We start from the raw sequence: 20,656 nt of genomic DNA on the forward strand, positions 1-20,656 counted from the left end.
TGTTCCGGAGTCGTAAAAAGCATCCCGGCAGATACGGTCCAAAAGATCACGGCCGACAGGCCCAAAAACCCGACGACTACGACATAGTCGTGCCCGCTCCGAGAAATCGGCAGCGGCTCGAGAATAGCCCGAGCCTGCCCCGAAAATACCAGACACAGTGTCAGAGCGAGTGTGAAACCCAAAGCTATTGCGCTTTGCCGCAATACGTCTCGGATCACAGCACCCTGATAGCGGCGGGCTGTCTCCATCACGCCTTGCCGTCGAACGTCCCGCCATTGGCGCCGGGCGCCAAACCATAAGGGTTCGCGCCCTGCGGGCCCGAACCCTTGGCCGCCACCACAACCATCGCCGGACGCACGGTGCGGCCGAACAGTTCGAAGCCGGCCTGCATGGTCTGCAGCACCGTTCCGCCCGGAACCTCGGCCGAGGGCTGTTCCATCATCGCCTGATGCAGGTGAGGGTCGAAGACGTCGCCCGGTCCGGGGGCGACCCGCTTCAAGCCGTTGTTCTCGAAGGCCTGCAACAGCGACTTCTGGGTCAGCTCCAGGCCCGTCACCAGACCGGCCTCGCCCGCGTCGGCGTTCTTGGGCGCCGCCATCAGGGCGCGCTCCAGATTGTCGGCCACGCCCAGCAGGTCCCTGGCGAAGCGCTGGATGGCGAAGGCGCGCGCGTCGTTCATCTGGGTTTCGGTGCGGCGGCGGACATTGTCGGCCTCGGCCGCGGCCCGCATGGCGCGGTCCTTCCACTCATCGCGCTCGGCGATGACGGCGTCCAGCGGCAGCAGGCTCTCCGGATCAGCGTCCAGCCCGTGTTCGGCGTTGGCCAGGGCCTCGTCCAGCCGGGCTTCGAGGTCGTTCGGGTCTTGCGTATCGGTCACGTGTCTTGTCCGTCCAGGATTCGCCCCAGCACCCGGGCGGTGTAGTCCACCAACGGGATGATGCGGGCGTAGTTCAGTCGCGCGGGTCCGATCACGCCGATGGCGCCCAGAACCCGCTGGCGGCCCGTCATATAGGGCGCCGCGACGACAGCGGAACCCGAAAGCGAAAACAGTCGTGTTTCGGCGCCGATAAAGATGCGCACGCCCTGGGCCGCATCGACCCCGTCGAGCAGGCCGATCAGCTGTTCCTTCTGCTCCAGATCGTCGAACAGGACCCGGACCTTCTCCAGATCCTCGGCGGCGCCGGCGTCCTGCAACAGGTTTGCGCGCCCTCGCACGATCAGCGACCGCTCCCGGTCCGCCCCGCCCGACCAGGCCGCCAGTCCGTCCTCGACCAGCCGGGCTGCAGCGGCGTCCAGTTCGCTGCGCGCCGCGGCCAGCTCGGCCCCCATCTCGAGACGCGCCTCCGACAGCAGCCGCCCCTTCATGCGCGCCGAGAGAAAGTTCGACGCCTCCTGCAGGATCGAGGGCGTCACCCCGGCGGCCAGCGGCATCAACCGGTTCTCGACCGTGCCGTCGTCGGCCACCAGCACCGCCAGCGCCTGACCGGAGCCCAGGGCCACGAACTCCACATGTTTCACGCCCGCGTCGCGGACGGGAGAGGCGACGATCCCCGCCCCGCCGGCCAGACCCGACAGCAGGCTCGAAGCCTCGTTCAGCGCCTCCTCGAAACCCTTGCCGCGCCCGATCAGCCGGGCGTCGATCTCGCGCCGCTCCTCGGTCCCGACGTCGCCGATCTCCAGCAGTCCGTCGACGAACAGGCGCAGGCCCGCGTGAGTGGGAATCCGGCCCGCCGAAGTGTGGGGCGCGGCCAGCAACCCGGCCAGTGTCAGGTCCTGCATCGTGTTGCGGATCGAGGCGGGCGACAGATGCACCCCGCCTTTCGATACGGTCCGTGACCCGACCGGCTCTCCGGTCTCCAGATAGGTCTCGACCACGCTGCGGAAGATATCGCGCGCACGCTGGTCCAGGGCGGTAAGCCCGGCGTAGTGGGGCGCCAGCAGGGGGCTCAGCGGCGGCTTCATGCCCGATCCGCCCAGTCGGCGCGCGTCAGCCGCATCACCAGACAGTCGTCCGCGTCGAACATCCGACGCCCTTCGACGACGAACCCGAGCCGCCGATAGAAGCGGTGGGCGGCGGCGTTCGAATTCAGCGGATCGATGACGATGGCGGTGACCTCGGGCTCGGCGAAGCAGCGGTTGATCATGTCGGTCATCATCTGCGTCCCGACGCTCCGGCCCAACCACTCGGCCGGTCCGATCCAGATGTCGATGGCTCTCAGATTCGGCTCGATCTCGCCCCAGTAGTGGCTGGGTTCGGTGTGGGGGTCGCAAACCGCCATGACTCCGACCGGCCGACTTTCGACCTCCGCGATCACATAGGTCAGGTCATAGGCCGAGCGGGCCAGCTCCTCGGGCCAGTCCATGTCGTCGAAAGCGACCTTCGCTTCCGGATCGTCGGTGGAACAGGCGATGACGTGAGGCTCGCGATCCCAGGCCGTCAGGGTCGCGGCGTCGTCCGGCGTCGCGGGACGCAGCCTCACGACAGGGTTGGGGGGATACAGGCTCACGCTTTCACGATAAGCAGCCCGGCCCGATACGCCAACGTCTTCACCGATTTCGATCCTCGCTTTCAGGACTTCCCCCATGCGCCCCTCCGAACGCACGCCCGACCAGCTCCGCACCGTGACGCTCGAGACCGGCGTCAACCGCTATGCCGAGGGCTCCTGCCTGGTCTCGTTCGGCCACACCAAGGTGCTTGTCACCGCCTCGGTCGAGGAGAATGTCCCCGGCTGGATGCGCAACAAGGGCGCCGGCTGGGTCACCGCCGAATACGGCATGCTGCCCCGCGCCACCCATACGCGCGGCCGTCGCGAGGCCGCCGCCGGCAAACAGACCGGACGCACCCAGGAAATCCAGCGCCTGATCGGGCGTAGCCTGCGCGCCGTCGTCGATCTGAAGGCGCTGGGCGAGCGTCAGGTGCTGATCGACTGCGACGTCATCCAGGCCGACGGCGGCACCCGCACCGCCTCGATCACCGGCGCCTGGGTCGCGATGGCCACGGCGCTCGGCTACCTGCGCGCCGAGGGCGTGCTGAAGACCGACCCGATCCTCGATCAGGTCGCGGCCATCTCCTGCGGAATCTTCGACAACACCCCGGTGGCGGACCTCGACTACGAGGAGGATTCCAATGCGGAGGCCGACGGCAACTTTGTCCTGACCGGCTCCGGAACCATCGTCGAGATCCAGGCGACCGGCGAGAAGCGCGGCTTCTCCCGCCCCGAGTTCGACCGCCTGTTCCAGTTGGCCGAAGTCGGCTGCGAGCAGCTGTTCGCCCTGCAGAAGGCGGCCGTCGATCAGGCCCTCGCCGACAAGAGCTGAATCCTCGACGCCAGCACGTAAGAATTTATTCTTGCGCGCGCCTTGCGGGCCGGATCGCCTGGCCCCACCTCGGAATCCGGTCTTGGAAAATTCTGCGAGCATTTCGTCCCTTGTGTCACCCGGTCTGGCTTGGGAGAAGCGGGGCCGAAACGCCAACCCATTGATCTCCTGAAAGGTCGCGACGGATTTCGTCCGTTTCGTCACCTTTCGTCACGGTGTTTGGCGTCATGACGAACCGGACTTTCCAGCGAGACAGAACAGCGTCATCGTGCGCCCTTCAGATCGCCCGGAGACGCCGCCATGGTTCGTGTGCCCGCCGCCCTCGCCCTCATCGGCCTGATGGCCTTCTCGCTGACTGCCTGTAACGCGCCCGAGACGACTTCTGCCCCCGAGAAGGCCGCGACCGCAGAAACGGCAGTCGCACAGACGCCGGTCATGCCTGAAGACGCCCCGCCGCAGGAAGAGGAAGGCGTGCCCGAGGGCGAGCTTCTGGGCGCCGCAGACCGGACCTGCACGGACAGCATCGGCGAGGCCGCCGCCGTCCGGCTGGCGGAACGCTGCACCATGGTCAGCCCGGCCAGCCACCCGCCCTGCAATCCCGCCAACGCCTGCGCCCTGATCCAGGACGAGATCGACCGCTCCTGCGGCCAGTACGGCCCGGGCGAGGCGAAGCCCGCCGAGTGCGCCGCCTGATCAGGCCGGATCGGCCGGCGGTTCTCCGGGCGCTTCGCCCAACGACCGGCCATCGAGCGGATCGGTCCTGTTCCTGTCCTGAAGCCGCAGGTTCGGGACCAGCAGGGTCGACAGCAGGCCCAGCAGACAGACCAGGAAGCCGGCGAAGATGACGCCGAGGATCGCGGTCGTGACCGTTTCCCGCACTCGCGGATCCACGGTCGCAGCCGTCGGTTCGCCCGACGTCGCGCGGGTCCGGCTCGACAGGGCCAGCTTCTCCAGATCGGCCAGCGACAGGGCCTGGATCCGGGCCGTCGGCGCAGCATCCGCGGTCCGCATCATCGGTGCGGCGAGATTGTGCGTGAGGACGGCGCCGAACACCGCCACGCCGACCGTGGACCCCACCTGACGGAAGAACTGCCCCGCGCTCGTGGCGACGCCGAGCTGGTGACGCGGCACGGCGTTCTGGGAGGCAAGGTTGAAAACGCTCTGGGCCGGACCGAGGCCCAGACCCAGCAGGGTCACCCGCCACATCAGATCGAACAGGCTGGCGTCCGACGGCGTCTGCGACAGCAGGAAGGCCGCCAGCGACGTCAGGGCCGCGCCGAACACCATGACGATCTTGTAGCGACCCAGCTTGTTGACGAGGAAGCCCGAGGCCGTCGCCGCCGCGATCAAACCGAGGGTCAGCGGCATCATGGCCAGGCCGCTGGTCGTCGCGGGCAGGCCCAGACCCAGTTGCATGTAGAGCGGCAGGAAGGAGACCATGCCCATGAAGGCCATGAACATCAGGAAGGCCGACAGATTGGCCGTGGCGAAGGTGCGGTTCCGGAACAGCGACAGGGAAACGATCGGGTTCTCGACCCGGGCCTCCACGAACAGAAAGGCGGCCAGGGATACTGCCGAAAGCGCGAACAGGCCGAGGATGTGCGACGCGGCCCAGCCCGCCGTCCCGCCCCAGCTCAGCGCCAGCAGCAAGGGCACGAAGGTGGTCAGCAGCAGGCCCGCGCCCGCGAAATCGATCTTGCCGCCCGTCCTGTGCGTCAGGCGCGGCATCTCGACCAGGATCATGAACAGGGCCAGCCCCGCCAGCGGCAGGTTGATGTAGAAGACCCAGCGCCAGCCCGCGACGTCATAGCCGAGCAGGTTGACGGTGGGCAGGTCGGTGAAGAAACCGCCGATCAACGGACCGATGACGCTGGCCAGGCCGAAGGTGGAGCCAAACAGCCCGCCCAGCTTGGCGCGCTCCCTCGGCGGATAGAGGTCGGCGATGACCGCAAAGGCCGATGTGATCAGGGCGGCGCCGCCCAGACCCTGGATCGCGCGGAACACGATCAGTTGCACCATCCCTCCGCCGAGCAACGGCAGGTCGCCAAATTCTCCGGCCAGACCGCACAACATCGACCCGGCCATGAACAGGACGATGCCGATGACCAGGATCGGCTTCCTTCCATAGATGTCCGACAGCTTGCCGTAGATCGGCACCATGACCGTCGAGGCCAGAAGATAGGCGGTCGTCACCCACGGATAGAGGTCGAGCCCCGACAACTGGGCCACGATACGCGGCATGGCGGTCGAAACTATCGTCTGATCCAGCGCCGACAGCATGAAGACGATCATCAGGGCGATCAGGGTCACCCGCTTTTCCAGCGGGCTGAAGGTCTGGGGTTCGACATCGGTCATGGGCCGATGATTGAAAGCCTTGCGACAACCTGTCCACCACCGGACGCGAAAAAGGCCCCGCCGTTGCCAGCGGGGCCTCGTTCATTCAGCGGTGACGCCGAAACCTAGTCGCGACGCGGACGGCTGCGGCCACGATCGCCGCCGCCTTCACGCTTCTTGCCGCCGCCGCCGGTGTCTTCGGTCAGGGGGGCCTCGCCGCGTTCGGCGCGCTCGGCGTTGATCTTGTCGGTCAGGTCTTCACCCGTCGACTGATCGACGACCTTCATCGACAGCTTGGTCTTGCCGCGATCGTCGAAGCCCAGGAACTTGACCTTGACCTCCTGGCCCTCGGACAGGACGTCGGCCGGGTTGGCGACGCGTTCGAGGCTGATCTGCGACACGTGGACCAGGCCGTCCTTGGCGCCGAAGAAGTTCACGAAGGCGCCGAAGTCGACGACCTTCACGACCTTGCCGGAGTAGATCATGCCGGGCTCGGGCTCGGACACGATCGAAGAGATCCAGTTCTTGGCGGCGTCGATCTTCTCCTGGTCGGAGGCAGCGATCTTCACCGTGCCGTCGTCCTCGATGTTGATCTTGGCGCCGGTCTTTTCGACGATCTCGCGGATGATCTTGCCGCCGGTGCCGATGATGTCGCGGATCTTGTCGACCGGAACCTTGATGGATTCGATCTTCGGCGCGTATTCGCCCAGCTCGGTGCGGGCGCCGTCGATGGCCTTGTCCATCTCGTCGAGGATGTGAAGACGACCGGCCGACGCCTGGGCGATGGCCTTCTTCATGATCTCCTCGGTGATGCCGGCGACCTTGATGTCCATCTGCAGCGAGGTGATGCCGTCACGCGTGCCGGCGACCTTGAAGTCCATGTCGCCCAGGTGATCCTCGTCACCCAGGATGTCCGACAGGATGGCGAACTCGCCCGACGGCTCCAGGATCAGGCCCATGGCGATGCCCGAGACGGGCTTCTTCAGGGGCACGCCCGCGTCCATCAGCGCCAGCGAGGCGCCGCAGACCGAAGCCATGGAGGACGAACCGTTGGACTCGGTGATCTCCGACACGATGCGGATCGTGTAGGGGAATTCTTCCGAGGTCGGCAGCATCGGACGGATCGCCCGCCAGGCCAGCTTGCCGTGACCGATTTCGCGACGGCCCGCGCCGCCCATCCGACCGGTCTCACCGACGGAGTAGGGAGGGAAGTTGTAGTGCAGCAGGAACTTCTCTTTGTAGGTGCCGGCCAGCGAGTCGACGTATTGCTCATCTTCGCCGGTGCCCAGGGTGGCGACCACGATGGCCTGGGTCTCACCGCGGGTGAACAGGGCCGAACCGTGGGTGCGCGGGAAGACGCCGACTTCCGAGACGATGTCGCGGACCTTGTCGAGCGCACGACCGTCGACGCGGTGCGCGTTGTCGATGATGTCGCGACGCAGGACGTGGGCTTCGCATTCCTTCCAGGCAACGCCGAACTTGGCGCTCTCCACACCGTCAGGGTTCTCGTCGGTCTTCACCAGAGCGGCCGAGGCCTTCTTCTTGGCGGCGCCGACGGCTTCATGACGGGCATGTTTGCCGGGGTGGGTGTAGGCGGCCTTGATGTCTTCACCGACCAGCGACTGGATCTGGGTGACGACGCCCGAGTGGTCCTCGGCGGTGAAGTCGAACGGATCCTTGGCGGCGTGCTCGGCCATTTCGATGATGGCGTCGATCACGGGCTGCATGCCGCGGTGGGCGAACATCAGGGCGTCCAGCATGACCTGCTCGGACAGTTCCTTGGCTTCGGACTCGACCATCATCAGGGCGTCCTTGGTGCCAGCGACGACCAGGTCCAGCTGCGACTCGGGCAGTTGGTCCAGCGTCGGGTTGAGCACGAACTCGCCGTCGATGTAGCCGACGCGAGCGGCGCCGATCGGACCCATGAAAGGCACGCCCGACAGGGTCAGGGCGGCCGAGGTGGCGACCATGCCGACGATGTCGGGATCGTTCTCGAGATCGTGCTGCAGCACGGTGATGACGACCTGGGTCTCGTTCTTGAAGCCCTTCACGAACAGCGGGCGGATCGGACGGTCGATCAGACGGCTGACGAGGGTTTCCTTCTCGGTCGGACGGCCTTCACGCTTGAAATAGCCACCCGGGATCTTGCCGGCGGCGAAGGTCTTTTCCTGGTAGTTGACGGTCAGCGGGAAGAAATCCAGGCCCGGCTTGGGCGCGCGACCGTAGACGACGGTGGCCAGGACGATGGTCTCGCCATAGGTGGCCAGAACGGCGCCGTCGGCCTGGCGGGCGATACGGCCCGTTTCCAGCGTCAGCGGGCGGCCGGCCCAGTCGATCGTCTTGCGTTTGATATCGAACATGTTTCGTCTTTCGTATCCCGGGCGGCGTATTCCGGCCGGGGTCCCATCAGTGGGGCTGGATGCGTCGGGCGTTCAGTCCTTCGATCCATGGACCGGCCGCCCCATGACGATCGATCCGGGAGTAAAGAGGACCGCTCTGGCCCTCGCGTCTGCACCGGTGAAAACCGTGGTGCGCGGCTGGTCTCTGGATGCGGAAAGAGGCGCGGACGTGGCCCGCGCCTCGAAACTGTTTCCGCGTGCTGCGCTTAGCGGCGCAGGTTCAGCTTGGTGATCAGAGCGGTGTAACGCTCACGATCGACCTTCACGAGGTGGTCCAGAAGGCGACGACGCTGCGAGACCATCTTGAGCAGGCCGCGGCGCGAGTGGTTGTCCTTCTTGTGCGTCTTGAAGTGCTCGGTGAGGTTGGCGATGCGTTCCGAAAGGATCGCGACCTGGACCTCGGCCGAACCGGTGTCGCCTGCGGTGCGGGCGTTCTCGGTGATGACTTCGTTCTTACGCTCGGGCGTAATCGACATCGTGTTTCTCCAGAATTAGAGATTGAATACGCGGTCGGGTTCTAGCCGGCCGGCCCGCATCTGACCGAGAGCGACGAGGGTCTGACCCTGAAAGGCTGAAACGGTTCTGGAGCCGTCCCGAAGGCGGCTCCTGAGCGTCTCGACCTGTCGGGGGAGCAGAACGATCGGTCGTCCCTGACGAAGCGAGAAGGCGTCCTGTTCCGTGACGGCCAGCTCCGGGATGTCGTCCAGGGCGGTCGAAACGGGCAGCAGGCCTTCCAAGGCGGCGTCCCTATGCACGAGATCGGTCAGGAAATCCAGTGTGACGGCGTTCTCGACGGAAAACGGCCCCACCCGCTCGCGTCGCAGGGCCGAGACATGCCCCTCGGCGCCCAGCATGACCGCCAGATCGCGCGCCAGCGAGCGCACATAGACGCCCTTGCCGGTGCGGATGGTCAGTTCGACATGGTCGGCGTCGGGCGCGTCGGTGACTTCGGCCGAATGGATGGTGACCCGGCGGCTCTCCAGTTCGAAATCCGCGCCTTCGCGGGCCAGGTCATAGGCCCGCTGGCCATCGACCTTGATGGCGCTGAACCGGGGCGGGGTCTGGTCGATCTCGCCGACGAAGGCCGGCAGGGTCGCGCGCACGGCCTCGACCGGGGGCCGCACGTCGGACCGGGCGATGATCTCGCCCTCGCGGTCCACGCTGTCGGTCGAAACGCCCCAGTTGATGGTGAAGCGATAGACCTTCTCCGCCTCCATCATGAAGGGCACGGTCTTGGTCGCCTCGCCCAGCGCGATCGGCAGGATGCCCGAGGCCAGCGGATCCAGCGTCCCGGCATGCCCGGCCTTCTGGGCGTCGAACAGTCGGCGAACCTTCGACACGGCGTCGGTCGAGCCCAGCTCGAACGGCTTGTCCAGACACACCCAGCCGTTGACGATCAGGCCCTTCTTGCGACGGCCCACGCCTAGTCCTCGTCGTCTTCGACGGGCGGTACGAAGGAGTCGGCACGAACACGCGGGTCATCCAGCAGCCGGTTCAGGCGTTCGGCGGCCTCGAAGCTTTCGTCGTGGCGGAAGCGCAGATCCGGGGTGAACCGCATGTCGATATGGCGGCCGAGGGCGCCACGCAGGAATTTGGCGTGGGCGTTGAGCGCCTTGATGATCTCGTCGATGTGGCCGGCCGTGTCCGAGGTCTCGATCCCGGCGCCCAGCGGCTCGACGAAACAGGTGGCGTGCTTCAGGTCCGGGGACAGGCGGACTTCGGTCACCGTCACCGACACGCCGGTCAGGGCGGGATCGCGGATCTCGTTCTCGCGCATGACCTCGACCAGGGCGTGGCGGATCATCTCGGAGGCACGCAGCTGGCGCTGACTGACCAGTCCGGCGGTGGATTTGGATTTTCGGTTGCTCATGGCGTCATCCTGTTCGCCGCCGGGGATCGGACCCGGCCAGAAAAGCGAAGGCGCGGGGTCTAGTCCGGTCCGCCGCCGGTGTCCAATTCAGCAGGTCAGCAGATCGGGCGACGTCATGGCCTCATAGCGCTGGCCCTGGAGGGCGTAGCGGACTGTTTCGGTACGGTCGCCGGTATAGCGGACGCTGAAGCTGCGGCCCTTCATGTCCGGGGTCAGTTCGCCCTCCATCTCCTCCGCGCCGTCCTCTTTTGCGCCTCCGTCGTCATAGGCGACCGGAATGGCGTCGGTGCGCAGGATCGGTCGTTCGGGCGTCAGTTCGACGACGTTCGACCAGGAACAGGAGTAGCCCTGCCAGGTCCCGCCAGCTTTGGTGACGAGGGCGGGGGCGGGGGTCAGGTCGGTGCGGATAGTCCATTCCGGCGGCGCGCCGAAGGTGCCGCCGTCGACAATGTTCGGCCAGGCGCCGGTGCGAGTGAAGCCCGCCGGGGTTCGGGTCAGATAGTGAATCGCCAAGGCGCCGGCCGAGACATGGCCCTCTCCGCCCTGCCCTTCCGACACGAGGGCGAACCGGTCGCCGCCGAGCGGTACGAGCGTTCCCTTCGAATAGGTCATGGCCTCGTCGTCGGTCGCGGCGTCCGGCGCACGATAGGTCACCGGCGCGGCCGAGCCCCAGGCGACCTGGAAGGCGTCGGCTTCGGAGTGAGCGGGGGTCGCCGCCGCCGTCCCGGTCTCGGCCCGCGGCGCAACATGCGCCTCGGGCTGTTCGGCGGGTTGCTGGCAGGCGGCCACAAGGGCGAGAGTGCAGAGGGTCAGGCGGGTGCGGATCATCGGCTTATCGGGCTCCGGCTGTCGATGCGTGGGCGCGCCTAGAACGATCTACTGCGGCGATCACCTCTGCGGCGGTCACCGAACGCAGCGGACGGACGGGCAGGCCCGCCGCATTCAACACCCGGGCCGTCCAGCTGTTGCACAGATAGCCAATCCAGAAATGCTCCCGACTGGCGAAGAAATGGGCTCCGCCGCCGTCCCGCGCCGTGGACAGGCGAGGCCGGCCCTCTACCAGCGAGAGAGAGTCCTGCACTCGGCCGCGAAGACTGGCGAAGGCCTCGGGCGAAAGGACGAGGGTGCGACGGCTCCCGGGCGCGAACCGCTGCGCGGGATCGCCCTGCTCCGGGTCGAGCATCACGACCGAGGCATTGCCCGGCCGGAAGAAGGCGCGCAGGCCGTCGGGAATCCGGTCTTCCATCGGCGAGGTGTCGACAAAAAATTTCGCATCGCCCCAGCCGATCAGGATCCAGTCCCCTGCACCGACCGACCGTGACGCCTCGGCCAGCGGACCACCGCCGGCCTCCAGCGCCGCACGCGGCACGGCGAGGTCGGTATGGAATCCATTGTTGAGAACGTGGACGGTGATGCCCGCCTCGGGCGGGAAAGCCGACACCGCTTCGCCTGGACGTGTCCAGGTCCAGAGGGCGGCGACCAGTCCCAGCAGACCCGCCAGCAGTATCGCCCCCACGATCCGCATCAGTCGCTCTCGGCGACCGGGGCGCGGGGCGGCAGGCTCCATTCGCCGCGATAATTGTAGGACAGGGTCACGCAATGGCGGAAGGTCCCGTCCGGCCAGCGCCCTGCACCGTGCATGACCATCGGCCGCCCGGCCCGGACCCGGCCGACCACCAGGAAGGTGGCTTCGGCGCCGGGGCACAGGGCGCGCGCCAGACCCCGGCCGTCACCTTCCTGGGCGATGGAATAGACGACGCTTTCGCCGGAGCCCTCGGGCAGGGCGCGTCGCGCCTCGTCCGGGCCGCCCCGCGAGATGGTCGCCGAACCCCGGGCCGTGGTCGAGATGATGCGCCGGACGCTGACCGCGCCGAACCAGCCGCGCTCGACCTCCAGCGTCACGCCCCGCGTCAGGGCGGTCGTGACCCGGTCGGACGGGTCGAAGGCGAGATAACGGGTATCGGCGGCCGCTGGCGTGGCCAGGGCGAGCAGGATCAGGACAGCGGAAATACGGTGAAGCATGACGACACTTCATAGCGCGACTTGAGGCGGAAGGGAGGCGTCGTGTCCAAACGAAAAGGGGCGGCCTTGCGACCGCCCCTCCCATGTCTTCGCGCTCAGGCGGCGAGACGCCGCACGGCGAGAGTAGCGCACCTAGAGCGTGCGCTTGACCTCTTCGACGGTGAAGCACTCGATATAGTCGCCGACCTTGATGTCCTGGAAGCCCTGGAAATGCATGCCGCACTCCTGGCCCGACGGCACCTCGTTGACCTCGTCCTTGAAGCGCTTGAGGGTCGCCAGCGTGCCCAGTTCCAGGACGACGATGTCGTCGCGGATGATCCGGACCTTGGCGCCCTTGCGGACCACGCCCTCGGACACCCGGCAACCAGCGATCTTGCCGGTCTTGGAGATGTCGAAGACCTGCAGCACCGCCGCGTTGCCCAGGAAGGTTTCCCGTTGCAGCGGCGCCAGCATGCCCGACAGCACGCCCTTCATGTCGTCCAGCAGGTCGTAGATGATGGCGTAGTAACGGATCTCCACGCCCTCGCGGTCGGCGAGGTCCTTGGCCTGTTTCGAGGCGCGGACGTTGAAGCCCAGGATCGGAGCCCCGGCCGACTTGGCCAGCTGGACGTCCGATTCCGTGATGCCGCCGGCGCCTGAATAGACGACGCGGGCGCGGACTTCGTCGTTGCCCATCTTCTCCAGCGAGCCCTGGATGGCCTCGCCCGAGCCCTGGACGTCGGACTTGATGATGACCGGCAGTTCCGAGATCTTCTTGGATCCCAGCTTGGACATCATGTCGACCAGGCTGACCTGGTTGATGCCGCCGGTGGCCTTCTCGCGCTTCACGCGGGCGCGGTACTCGGTCAGCTCGCGGGCGCGGGCCTCGGAGTCCACCACGGCGAGCGGTTCGCCGGGCGACGGCGCCTCGTCCAGACCCAGGATCTCGACCGGAACCGAAGGACCGGCCTCGCTGACCTGTTCGCCACGCTCGTTGAGCAGGGCGCGGACCTTGCCCCAGGCCGAGCCGGCCACGACGATGTCGCCGCGCCGCAGGGTGCCGCGCTTGACCAGAACGGTGGCGACCGGGCCGCGGCCCTTGTCCAGCTTCGCCTCGATGACCACGCCTTCGGGCGAGCGTTCCGGGTCGGCCTTGAGGTCCATGACCTCGGCCTGCAGCAGGATGGCCTCGATCAGGCCGTCCAGGTTGGTCTTGGCCTTGGCGGAAACCTCGACGATCTGGGTGTCGCCGCCCAGGGCCTCGCCGATGATTTCGTACTGCAGAAGCTCATTGATGACCTTCTGAGGATCGGCGTCCGGCTTGTCGACCTTGTTGACGGCCACGATGATCGGGGCGCCCGCAGCCTTGGCGTGCTGGATGCTTTCGATCGTCTGCGGCATGACGCCGTCGTCGGCCGCCACCACCAGGATGACGATGTCGGTGACGTTGGCGCCGCGGGTCCGCATGGCGCTGAACGCCGCGTGGCCCGGGGTGTCGAGGAAGGTCACGGCCTCGCCCGACGGCGTCTTCACCTGATAGGCGCCGATGTGCTGGGTGATGCCACCGGCCTCGCCCGCCGCCACGTCGGTGGTGCGCAGGGCGTCGAGCAGCGAGGTCTTGCCGTGGTCGACGTGGCCCATGATGGCCACGACCGGGGCGCGGGGCGTCACCGCCTCGTCGTCGATCGCATCGGACAGGAAGCCGGCCTCGACGTCGGATTCCGACACGCGGCGCACGGTCATGCCGAACTCGTCGGCCACCAGCTCTGCGGTGTCGGTGTCGATGACGTCGTTGATCTTCATCATCAGGCCCTGCTTCATCAGGAACTTGATGATGTCGACGCCGCGCACGGCCATCCGGTTGGACAGCTCCTGCACGGTGATGACGTCGGGGATGACCACTTCGCGCGGACGGTTCGGCGCGTCGGTCGAGCCGCCCTTGCGCTTCTCTTTCTCGCGTTCGCGGGCGCGGCGGACCGAGGCCAGCGAGCGCATCCGCTCTGCCGTGTCGCCGTCGCCGGCCACGGACTGGATGGTCAGACGGCCTTCGCGGCGCTTCGGCTCGCCGCGCGTGCGGGAGACGGCCTTGCCCGCGTCGGAGAAACGCTTGTCGCGATCGTCCTCGGGCTTCAGAGGCTTGGCGAAGCCGCCGCCGGGCGCGCGGGCCGGGCGGAGAACATTGGCCTCGGCCGGGGGGGCGTTCGGGGTCGGGCGACCGCCAGGACCGGTGCGGGCGCCGCCGGGGCGGGCTGCTCCGGGAGCCGGGCGCGGGTTCAGAGCCGAATAGCGGACGGGCTCGGCCGGGCGCGCGGGCGCGCCGGTCGGACGGGCGTTGGCCGGACGGTCGGAATAGGACTTCTCACCGCCGCCCATGGCTTCTTCGCGCGCCGAACGGGCACCGAACGCGGGACGATCGATGGGCGCACGCGCCGGGTTCGGGGCCTTGGGCACCCGCTGGCCAAAGTTCACCACCGGGCGCGCCGGCGGGGCCGGGCGAGCGGGAGCGGCAGGCGCCGGGGTCGGTTCCGGCGCAGCGGCGACCGGAGCGACGGACTCGGGTGCAGGCGCGGGCGTCGGAGCGACCGGCTTGGGAGCCAGGGGCGACCGGGCGGCGGGCTTGCCGGTCGGGGCGGGCGCGGCGGCCGTCAGCTTGGCGGCCTCTGCGCGAGCGGCTTCGGCGGCGGCGCGGGCGGCGGCGGCCTCGGCCTGGGCCGCGCTGGCGGCCTGGGCGGCGGCAGCGGCCTGGTCGCGAGCGGCGGCGTCGCGGCGCGCCTGTTCGGCGGCCTGGGCGGCGGCGCGTTCGGCCTGGGCCTGGGTTGCTGTCTCGATGGCGCGACGACGGGCTTCCTGTTCCTCGTTGGACAGGCGGCCGCCGGCGGGCTGCTGCATCTGCGGACGCGACGCGGGCGCCTGCGAAGCCGGCGCGTCGGAACGCGGTCGCGCGACGTCGAAGCCCGTCGGACGCTGATGTCCGCCGACCGGAGCGCCAGGACGGCGTTTGGTCTCGACCACCACCGTCTTGGTGCGGCCGTGGCTGAAGCTCTGGCGCACGGTGCCGGTCGAAACCGATCCCACGGCGCGCGGCTTCAGGCTCAGCGGCGCCCGCGGTCCCGTCGTCGACGGGGTTCCGGTGGGGGCCTGCGGAGCTTGGCCGTCGTTGGTCTTGTCGTTCTCGTCGCTCATCCGGTCGCTTTACTCGTGGGCGGAGAAGTCCGCCGCGTCTTAGTCAAAAATCGTCTCGTCGCCTGAAAACGCAAAAAGTCGTGCGGCGTCCGCCCCTCGAAAGAGGCCTGACCCCGCCCGTCAATCCGCCCGTTCAGGCTCGTCCTTCGGGTCCTCGTCCGACCCGTCCCCGCGTGTGGAGCCCGGATGATCCAGGTCCCAGGCCGCAGGCCGAAGCGATCGAAATCCCGCCAGTCGTTCGACCTCGATGGTCCAGCGATCGGCTCTGCCGCCACGCAGCAGGACACCGTGTATCGCATTTTCCAGCCCGAGGGCCAAACTCAAATCATCCGCGCTGAAGGCGCCGCAGACCTTGGTCGTCTGATGACGGGCCAAAGCGGCGAGCTTTCCTCGTCCATCGGACGATCCGTCAGCGGCTTCGATCAGCCAGGCGGCTTTGCCCGAGCGGATCGCCGCCGCGGATTTCTCGAAGCCGGAGATAAGCACGCCTTCGCGCCGGGCAAGACCCAGCTGGTCCAGACAACGCCGGATCAGCAGGGTTTCGACCGTGTCGGCCAGGTCGGCCGTCGGCTTCAGCGGGGCCTTGGCCGAGCGGGAGAACAGGTTCTTCTTCACGGCGGCGTCGACGGAGGCGCGCGACGCCTCCACCCACATGCCGCGGCCGGGAAGTTTCCGCCCCAGGTCGGGAGCGACGGCGCCGTCCGGGCCGGCGACGAACCGGATCAGTCGAGATTCATCCATGGCCTGGTGGGTCACCAGGTCCCGGCGCTCTCTATCGATCGTCGCGTCGCGAAGGCTCATGAACGGCGCACCTCATCACGCGTCTGGGGTCGGCTCGAGGTCGTCTTCGACCCCGGCGTCATCGGCAGCGACTTCAGGCGCAGCGTCGAACACGGCTTCGGGGTCGTATTCGCCCTCGGCGAACTCTTCCTCGTATTCCGGCTCGGGCTCGGGCTGCGGCAGTTCCGAAGCGTCGATCCAGCCGGCGGCGACGCGCGCCTGCAGGATCAGCAATTCGGCGTCTTCCTGGGCCAGGTTGAAGCTTTCCAGCACCCCCGCGACCTTGGTCCGCTCGCCGTTCTTCATCTCATAGCCGCCGCGGATTTCGTCGGTGGCCAGATCGGCCAGGTCCTCGACCGTCTTGACCCCGCCTTCGCCCAGGGCGACGGCGATGGGCAGGGTCACGCCCGGAACGGCCATGACCTCGTCCAGCACGCCCAGCTCGACCCGTTTGGCGTCCAGAATGGCGGACTGCTTCTCGAGATAGTCGCGGGCGCGGGCCTGCAGTTCCTCGGCGGTGTCCTCGTCGAAGCCTTCGATCTCGGCGACTTCATAGGATTCCACGAAGGCCAGATCCTCGACCGTGGCGAAGCCTTCGGTGACCAGCAACTGGGCGATGACCTCATCGACGTCCAGGGCTTCCTGGAACAGCTGGGTGCGCTCGGTGAATTCGCGCTGGCGACGCTCGGAGTCCTGGCTCTCGGTGATGATGTCGATCTGCCAGCCGGTCAGCTGGGAGGCCAGACGCACGTTCTGGCCGCGACGGCCGATGGCCAGCGACAGCTGTTCGTCAGGCACCACGACCTCGACGCGGTCGGCTTCTTCGTCGAGGACGACCTTGGAGACTTCGGCGGGCGCGAGCGCATTCACGATGAAGGTCGGCTCATCCGGATTCCACTGGATGATGTCGATCTTCTCGCCCTGCAGTTCGGCGACGACTGCCTGGACGCGCGAGCCGCGCATGCCGACGCAGGCGCCGACGGGGTCGATGGAGCTGTCGTTCGACAGCACGGCCATCTTGGCGCGGGAGCCGGCGTCGCGGGCGGCGGCGCGGATCTCGATCACACCGTCGTAGACCTCCGGCACTTCCTGGGCGAACAGCTTGGCCATGAAGCCCGGATGGGCGCGGCTGAGCATGATCTGCGGGCCCTTGGCCTCGGGACGGACGTCGTAGATGTAGGTGCGGATCCGGTCGCCGATGTTGAACACCTCGCGCGGGATCGACTGGTCGCGGCGCATGATGCCTTCGCCCCGGCCGAGATCGACGATGGTGTTGCCGTATTCGACGCGCTTGACGGTGCCGTTGACGATCTCGCCGACACGATCCTTGAACTCTTCGTACTGGTTGGCGCGCTCGGCCTCGCGGACCTTGCCCGTGATGACCTGGCGAGCCATCTGGGTCTGGACGCGACCGAATTCGAACGGCGGCAGGTCCTCGACATATTCCTTGCCGACCACGGCCTCGGCGTCACGCTTCGACGCGTCGGTCAGGCGGACCATGGCCGAGTCGTTGAACTCCTCCAGCTCGTCTTCCGGCATCCAGTCGTCCTCGACGATGGTGACGTGACGGGTCAGGGCCAGTTCACCCGTCTTCGGGTCGATCCTGGCGCGGATGTCGTGATGGGCGCCGTAGCGCGACTTGGCGCCCTTCTGGATGGCTTCTTCCAGGGCCTCGATCACGATCTCGCGGTCGATGTTCTTTTCCTGGGCGACCGCATTGGCGATCTGCAGAAGTTCCAGGCGATTGGCGGAAATACCGGTCACGGCCATCAGGCGTCGTCCTCAGATGTAGTCTTTGGGGTCTTTGCGTTGTCTTGGTCTTCAGGCGCGCCTTCCGGCAGGCCGTCGTCTTCGGGTTCGCCCCGCGCGGCGCGGATCGCGGCTCCGCGCTTCAGAAGGGCGTCGTTCATCACCAGCTTGGCGTCCACCAGCCAGTCGAAGGGGATCAGGGCCGTCTCGTCCTCGCCGTCCAGGTCGATCGCGATGTTGTCACCGTCGGTTCCGGCCACGATGCCCTTGAAGCGTTTGCGTCCCTCGATCATCCGATCGGTTTCCAGACGCGCTTCCAGACCCTCGAACAGGTCGAAGTCCTTCAGACGGGTCAGGGGTCGGTCGATGCCGGGCGACGACACCTCCAGCAGATACTCGCCGGCGATCGGGTCTGCCACGTCCAGAACCTCGGACATGGCGCGGCTCAGACGCGCACATTCGCCCACGTCGATGTCGTTGTCCGACGGACGCTCGGCCATGACCTGAAGGCGACGACGCAGGGTCCCGCCCATCAGACGCACGCGCACGATGTCCAGACCGATCGATTCCGCGACGGGATCGATCAGTTCCAGGATCTGGCGGTCTTCGACGGTCTTGGCGCGCAAGGGGTCTGGGGTCTTTTGAAGTGGCCGGCGCCCCAAGGGTCGACGGCGGGCAAAAAGAAAAGCGGTCGGCCTCCACGGCCGCCGCTTTGAACGACGCCGTTGGACGCCGGTCTAACGATGTGGGAGGCCATATAGACCCCAATCGCGCAAAGTAAAAGGGCGGACGCGAACGCCCGCCCTTTCGCGCCTAGTGGGCGTGGGCCCGATGACGATGACCGCCACCCACCAGGGTCTTGAGGAAGAAGAAGACGGCGATGATCACCGAGAAGGCCAGGAACAGGGCCAGGACGGTCATCCAGAACGCCATGCTCATCAGGTCCGGCAGGGCGAAGGCGCCGCCATCCATCATCGGCCTCAACAGCCCGACGAGAATGTAGACCAAGGTCGCGCCCAGGGCCGTGCTGAACAGGCTGCGCCAGGCGGGCATCATGAAGGCGGCGATCAGGGCGATGACCAGCCCCACGACCTGATTGACGGTGTCGAACCCGCTCTGGGTCAGGGCGAACAGCCCTTGCAGCAAATTGCCCAGCTGGGCGAAGAACTCTTCCATCACGCAACGCTCCGGCTTGCTACGGCCCAGCTTGGCCGTCGGCAGGGTTAACGCCGGTCTGCGGGAATGGATGCGAGTCTATCGGCCCGTGGAGCCGAAGCCGCCGGCGCCGCGCGCGGTTTCATCCAGCGTCTCGACCTCGAGCACCGTCGCCTGAGCCACCGCGGCGATGACCATCTGGGCGATCCGCTCGCCGCGCCGGATGACGAACGGCTCCTGACCCAGGTTGATCAGGATGACCCCGACCTCGCCGCGATAGTCGCTGTCGATCGTCCCCGGCGTATTCGGCGCGCTGATCCCATGCTTCAGGGCCAGACCCGAGCGCGGACGGATCTGCGCCTCCCAGCCCTGCTCCAGCGCGATCTTCAGCCCCGTCGGCACCAAGGCCCGCGCGCCGGGCTCCAGCGTCATCGGCGAATTCTCCGGGACAGCGGCGCGCAGGTCCATGCCCGCTGAACCTGCGGTCTCGTAGGCGGGCAGGGCCAGACCCTCGGCATGGGGCAGGCGCAGGATGCGAAGGGTGCTCAAGGGAAGGGCTCTCAGGCTTTCGGGGAGAAATGGTCGGCGATGCGGTCGGCGAGGCGCGCCGCCACCTCGGTCTTGGACAGGCGCGGCCAGGCGTCGGCGCCGTCTTTCGTCACCAGCAGCACGGTGTTGCCGTCCGCGCCGAAGACATCGGCCGAGACGTCGTTGCCGACGATCCAGTCGCAACCCTTCCGCGACAGTTTCGAGCGGGCGTTTGCCTCCAGATCGGTCGTCTCGGCGGCAAAACCGATGACCAGCTTCGGCCGCATCGGACCCGGCTTGGCGATGCCGGCCAGGATGTCGGGGTTTTCGATCAGGCTCAGCATCGGCGGCCCGCCTGGCGCCTTTTTGATCTTTCCGCCCGCGACCGTATCCACGCGCCAGTCGGCGACGGCGGCGGACAGGACCGCGATATCGGCCGGAAGCGAGCCTTCCGTTGCCGCCTTCATCTCCAGCGCCGTTTCGACGTCGATCCGGGTCACGCCCACCGGCACAGCCAGACCGGTCGGACCGGAGATCAACGTCACCTCGGCCCCGCGCGCCGCCAGGGCCGCCGCGATCGCATAGCCCTGCTTGCCGCTGGACCGGTTTGTCAGACCCCGCACCGGGTCGATAGGTTCGAAGGTCGGGCCCGCCGTCACGACCGCCTTCCGCCCCGCCAGAGCCCGGCCGTCCGGGCCGGCCAGCAGGTCCTCGATCGCCGCCAGAATCGCCGCCGGTTCCGCCATCCGGCCGGGGCCGAACTCGCCACAGGCCATTTCGCCGTCGTCGGGGCCAACCACCGCCATGCCGTGGAAGCCGTCGAACCCCTTGAGCCGCGCGACATTGGCCTGCACCGCCGGATGCAGCCACATGCGCACATTCATCGCCGGGGCCAGCAGGGTCTTCTTGTCGGTCGCCAGAAGGGTCGTGGAGGCCAGATCCTCCGCCATCCCGTTCGCAGCCTTGGCGATCAGGCCCGCGGTCGCCGGCGCCACGACGATCAGATCGGCCCAGCGCGACAGCTCGATATGCCCCATCGTGGTCTCTTCGTCCGGATGGAACAGCCCCGTCCGCACCGGATTGCCGGTCAAGGCAGCCAGCGACAGCGGCGTCACGAACTCCGCCCCGCTCTGCGTCAGTATCGCCTGTACCTGGCAGCCCGCCTTTTTCAGCAGACGCACCAGTTCCAGCGCCTTGTAGGCGGCGATGCCGCCGCAGACGATCAGCAGGATCTTCCGGTTGGTCAGGGCCGCGCTGGACATGAGGCCCGTCTAGCCGCCGCCGGACCCGACGTCGAGGCAGCGAAAAAGAACATTGCAGGAACAAACAACCTGTGGCT

At 67.5% G+C, this 20,656-nt stretch carries 20 protein-coding genes; 2 read left to right on the top strand and 18 right to left on the bottom strand.

From position 1 onward, the window contains the following. Positions 1-247 precede the first annotated feature (247 nt). From grpE to ACQY68_RS01235, 3 genes are read right to left on the bottom strand one after another with little or no spacing between them, the layout of a single operon-like run. The gene (gene grpE, locus ACQY68_RS01225) at positions 248-877 is read right to left on the bottom strand and encodes a nucleotide exchange factor GrpE (protein WP_428151197.1); all 630 of its coding nucleotides are present in this window, start codon (positions 875-877) and stop codon (positions 248-250) included. Then, positions 874-1,962, bottom strand: a complete 1,089-nt coding sequence (gene hrcA, locus ACQY68_RS01230; protein WP_428151198.1) for a heat-inducible transcriptional repressor HrcA — start codon at positions 1,960-1,962, stop codon at positions 874-876. The genes grpE and hrcA overlap by 4 nt, the downstream gene beginning before the upstream one ends. Further along, positions 1,959-2,507 (bottom strand): GNAT family N-acetyltransferase, encoded by a 549-nt coding sequence (locus ACQY68_RS01235; protein WP_428151199.1) that lies wholly within the window; start codon positions 2,505-2,507, stop codon positions 1,959-1,961. The genes hrcA and ACQY68_RS01235 overlap by 4 nt, the downstream gene beginning before the upstream one ends. Positions 2,508-2,583: 76 nt before the next feature. On the opposite strand from ACQY68_RS01235, the gene rph reads away from it, so the two are divergent. Both rph and ACQY68_RS01245 read left to right on the top strand, forming a co-directional pair. After that, positions 2,584-3,318, top strand: a complete 735-nt coding sequence (gene rph, locus ACQY68_RS01240; RefSeq protein WP_428151200.1) for a ribonuclease PH — start codon at positions 2,584-2,586, stop codon at positions 3,316-3,318. Between the two features lie 300 nt (positions 3,319-3,618). After that, complete coding sequence (locus tag ACQY68_RS01245; protein WP_428151201.1) at positions 3,619-4,011, top strand: hypothetical protein; 393 nt, start codon at positions 3,619-3,621, stop codon at positions 4,009-4,011. Here the strand turns inward: ACQY68_RS01245 and ACQY68_RS01250 are convergent, their stop codons facing one another. The 15 genes from ACQY68_RS01250 to coaBC form a co-directional block, all read right to left on the bottom strand. After that, positions 4,012-5,673, bottom strand: coding sequence for an MDR family MFS transporter (locus ACQY68_RS01250; RefSeq protein ID WP_428151202.1), 1,662 nt, complete (start codon positions 5,671-5,673; stop codon positions 4,012-4,014). Positions 5,674-5,777: 104 nt separating this feature from the next. Continuing rightward, entirely contained in the window at positions 5,778-8,012 is a 2,235-nt protein-coding gene (pnp, locus tag ACQY68_RS01255; RefSeq protein WP_428151203.1) for a polyribonucleotide nucleotidyltransferase, read from the bottom strand. 245 nt (positions 8,013-8,257) lie between these two features. Next, positions 8,258-8,527 (bottom strand): 30S ribosomal protein S15, encoded by a 270-nt coding sequence (gene rpsO / locus ACQY68_RS01260; RefSeq protein ID WP_428151204.1) that lies wholly within the window; start codon positions 8,525-8,527, stop codon positions 8,258-8,260. 15 nt (positions 8,528-8,542) lie between these two features. Continuing rightward, entirely contained in the window at positions 8,543-9,472 is a 930-nt protein-coding gene (gene truB / locus ACQY68_RS01265) for a tRNA pseudouridine(55) synthase TruB (RefSeq protein ID WP_428151205.1), read from the bottom strand. A 2-nt stretch (positions 9,473-9,474) separates the two neighbouring features. Continuing rightward, entirely contained in the window at positions 9,475-9,921 is a 447-nt protein-coding gene (gene rbfA, locus ACQY68_RS01270) for a 30S ribosome-binding factor RbfA (RefSeq protein ID WP_428151206.1), read from the bottom strand. Between the two features lie 87 nt (positions 9,922-10,008). Beyond that, entirely contained in the window at positions 10,009-10,749 is a 741-nt protein-coding gene (locus tag ACQY68_RS01275; RefSeq protein WP_428151207.1) for a hypothetical protein, read from the bottom strand. A 4-nt stretch (positions 10,750-10,753) separates the two neighbouring features. Continuing rightward, entirely contained in the window at positions 10,754-11,446 is a 693-nt protein-coding gene (locus ACQY68_RS01280; protein WP_428151208.1) for a DUF2459 domain-containing protein, read from the bottom strand. After that, positions 11,446-11,943 carry a hypothetical protein gene (locus tag ACQY68_RS01285; RefSeq protein ID WP_428151209.1) on the bottom strand — a complete coding sequence of 166 codons (498 nt, stop codon included), beginning with the start codon at positions 11,941-11,943 and terminating at the stop codon, positions 11,446-11,448. The genes ACQY68_RS01280 and ACQY68_RS01285 overlap by 1 nt, the downstream gene beginning before the upstream one ends. A 132-nt stretch (positions 11,944-12,075) precedes the next feature. Next, on the bottom strand, positions 12,076-15,105 hold the full coding sequence (gene infB, locus ACQY68_RS01290; protein ID WP_428151210.1) for a translation initiation factor IF-2: 3,030 nt from the start codon (positions 15,103-15,105) through the stop codon (positions 12,076-12,078). A gap of 120 nt (positions 15,106-15,225) precedes the next feature. Then, positions 15,226-15,906: an RNA-binding protein gene (locus ACQY68_RS01295; protein WP_428151211.1), complete on the bottom strand. Its 681-nt coding sequence runs from the start codon at positions 15,904-15,906 to the stop codon at positions 15,226-15,228. 15 nt (positions 15,907-15,921) lie between these two features. Continuing rightward, entirely contained in the window at positions 15,922-17,655 is a 1,734-nt protein-coding gene (gene nusA, locus ACQY68_RS01300) for a transcription termination factor NusA (protein ID WP_428151212.1), read from the bottom strand. After that, positions 17,655-18,260 (bottom strand): ribosome maturation factor RimP, encoded by a 606-nt coding sequence (rimP, locus tag ACQY68_RS01305; RefSeq protein WP_428151213.1) that lies wholly within the window; start codon positions 18,258-18,260, stop codon positions 17,655-17,657. Before rimP ends, nusA begins: the two co-directional genes overlap by 1 nt. 187 nt (positions 18,261-18,447) lie before the next feature. Continuing rightward, positions 18,448-18,810 carry a hypothetical protein gene (locus ACQY68_RS01310; protein WP_428151214.1) on the bottom strand — a complete coding sequence of 121 codons (363 nt, stop codon included), beginning with the start codon at positions 18,808-18,810 and terminating at the stop codon, positions 18,448-18,450. 78 nt (positions 18,811-18,888) lie between these two features. Then, entirely contained in the window at positions 18,889-19,338 is a 450-nt protein-coding gene (gene dut / locus ACQY68_RS01315; protein ID WP_428151215.1) for a dUTP diphosphatase, read from the bottom strand. 11 nt (positions 19,339-19,349) lie between these two features. After that, entirely contained in the window at positions 19,350-20,579 is a 1,230-nt protein-coding gene (gene coaBC, locus ACQY68_RS01320) for a bifunctional phosphopantothenoylcysteine decarboxylase/phosphopantothenate--cysteine ligase CoaBC (RefSeq protein ID WP_428151216.1), read from the bottom strand. Between the last annotated feature and the right edge of the window lie 77 nt (positions 20,580-20,656).

Source organism: Brevundimonas sp. (assembly GCF_965278935.1).
Lineage (GTDB): Bacteria > Pseudomonadota > Alphaproteobacteria > Caulobacterales > Caulobacteraceae > Brevundimonas.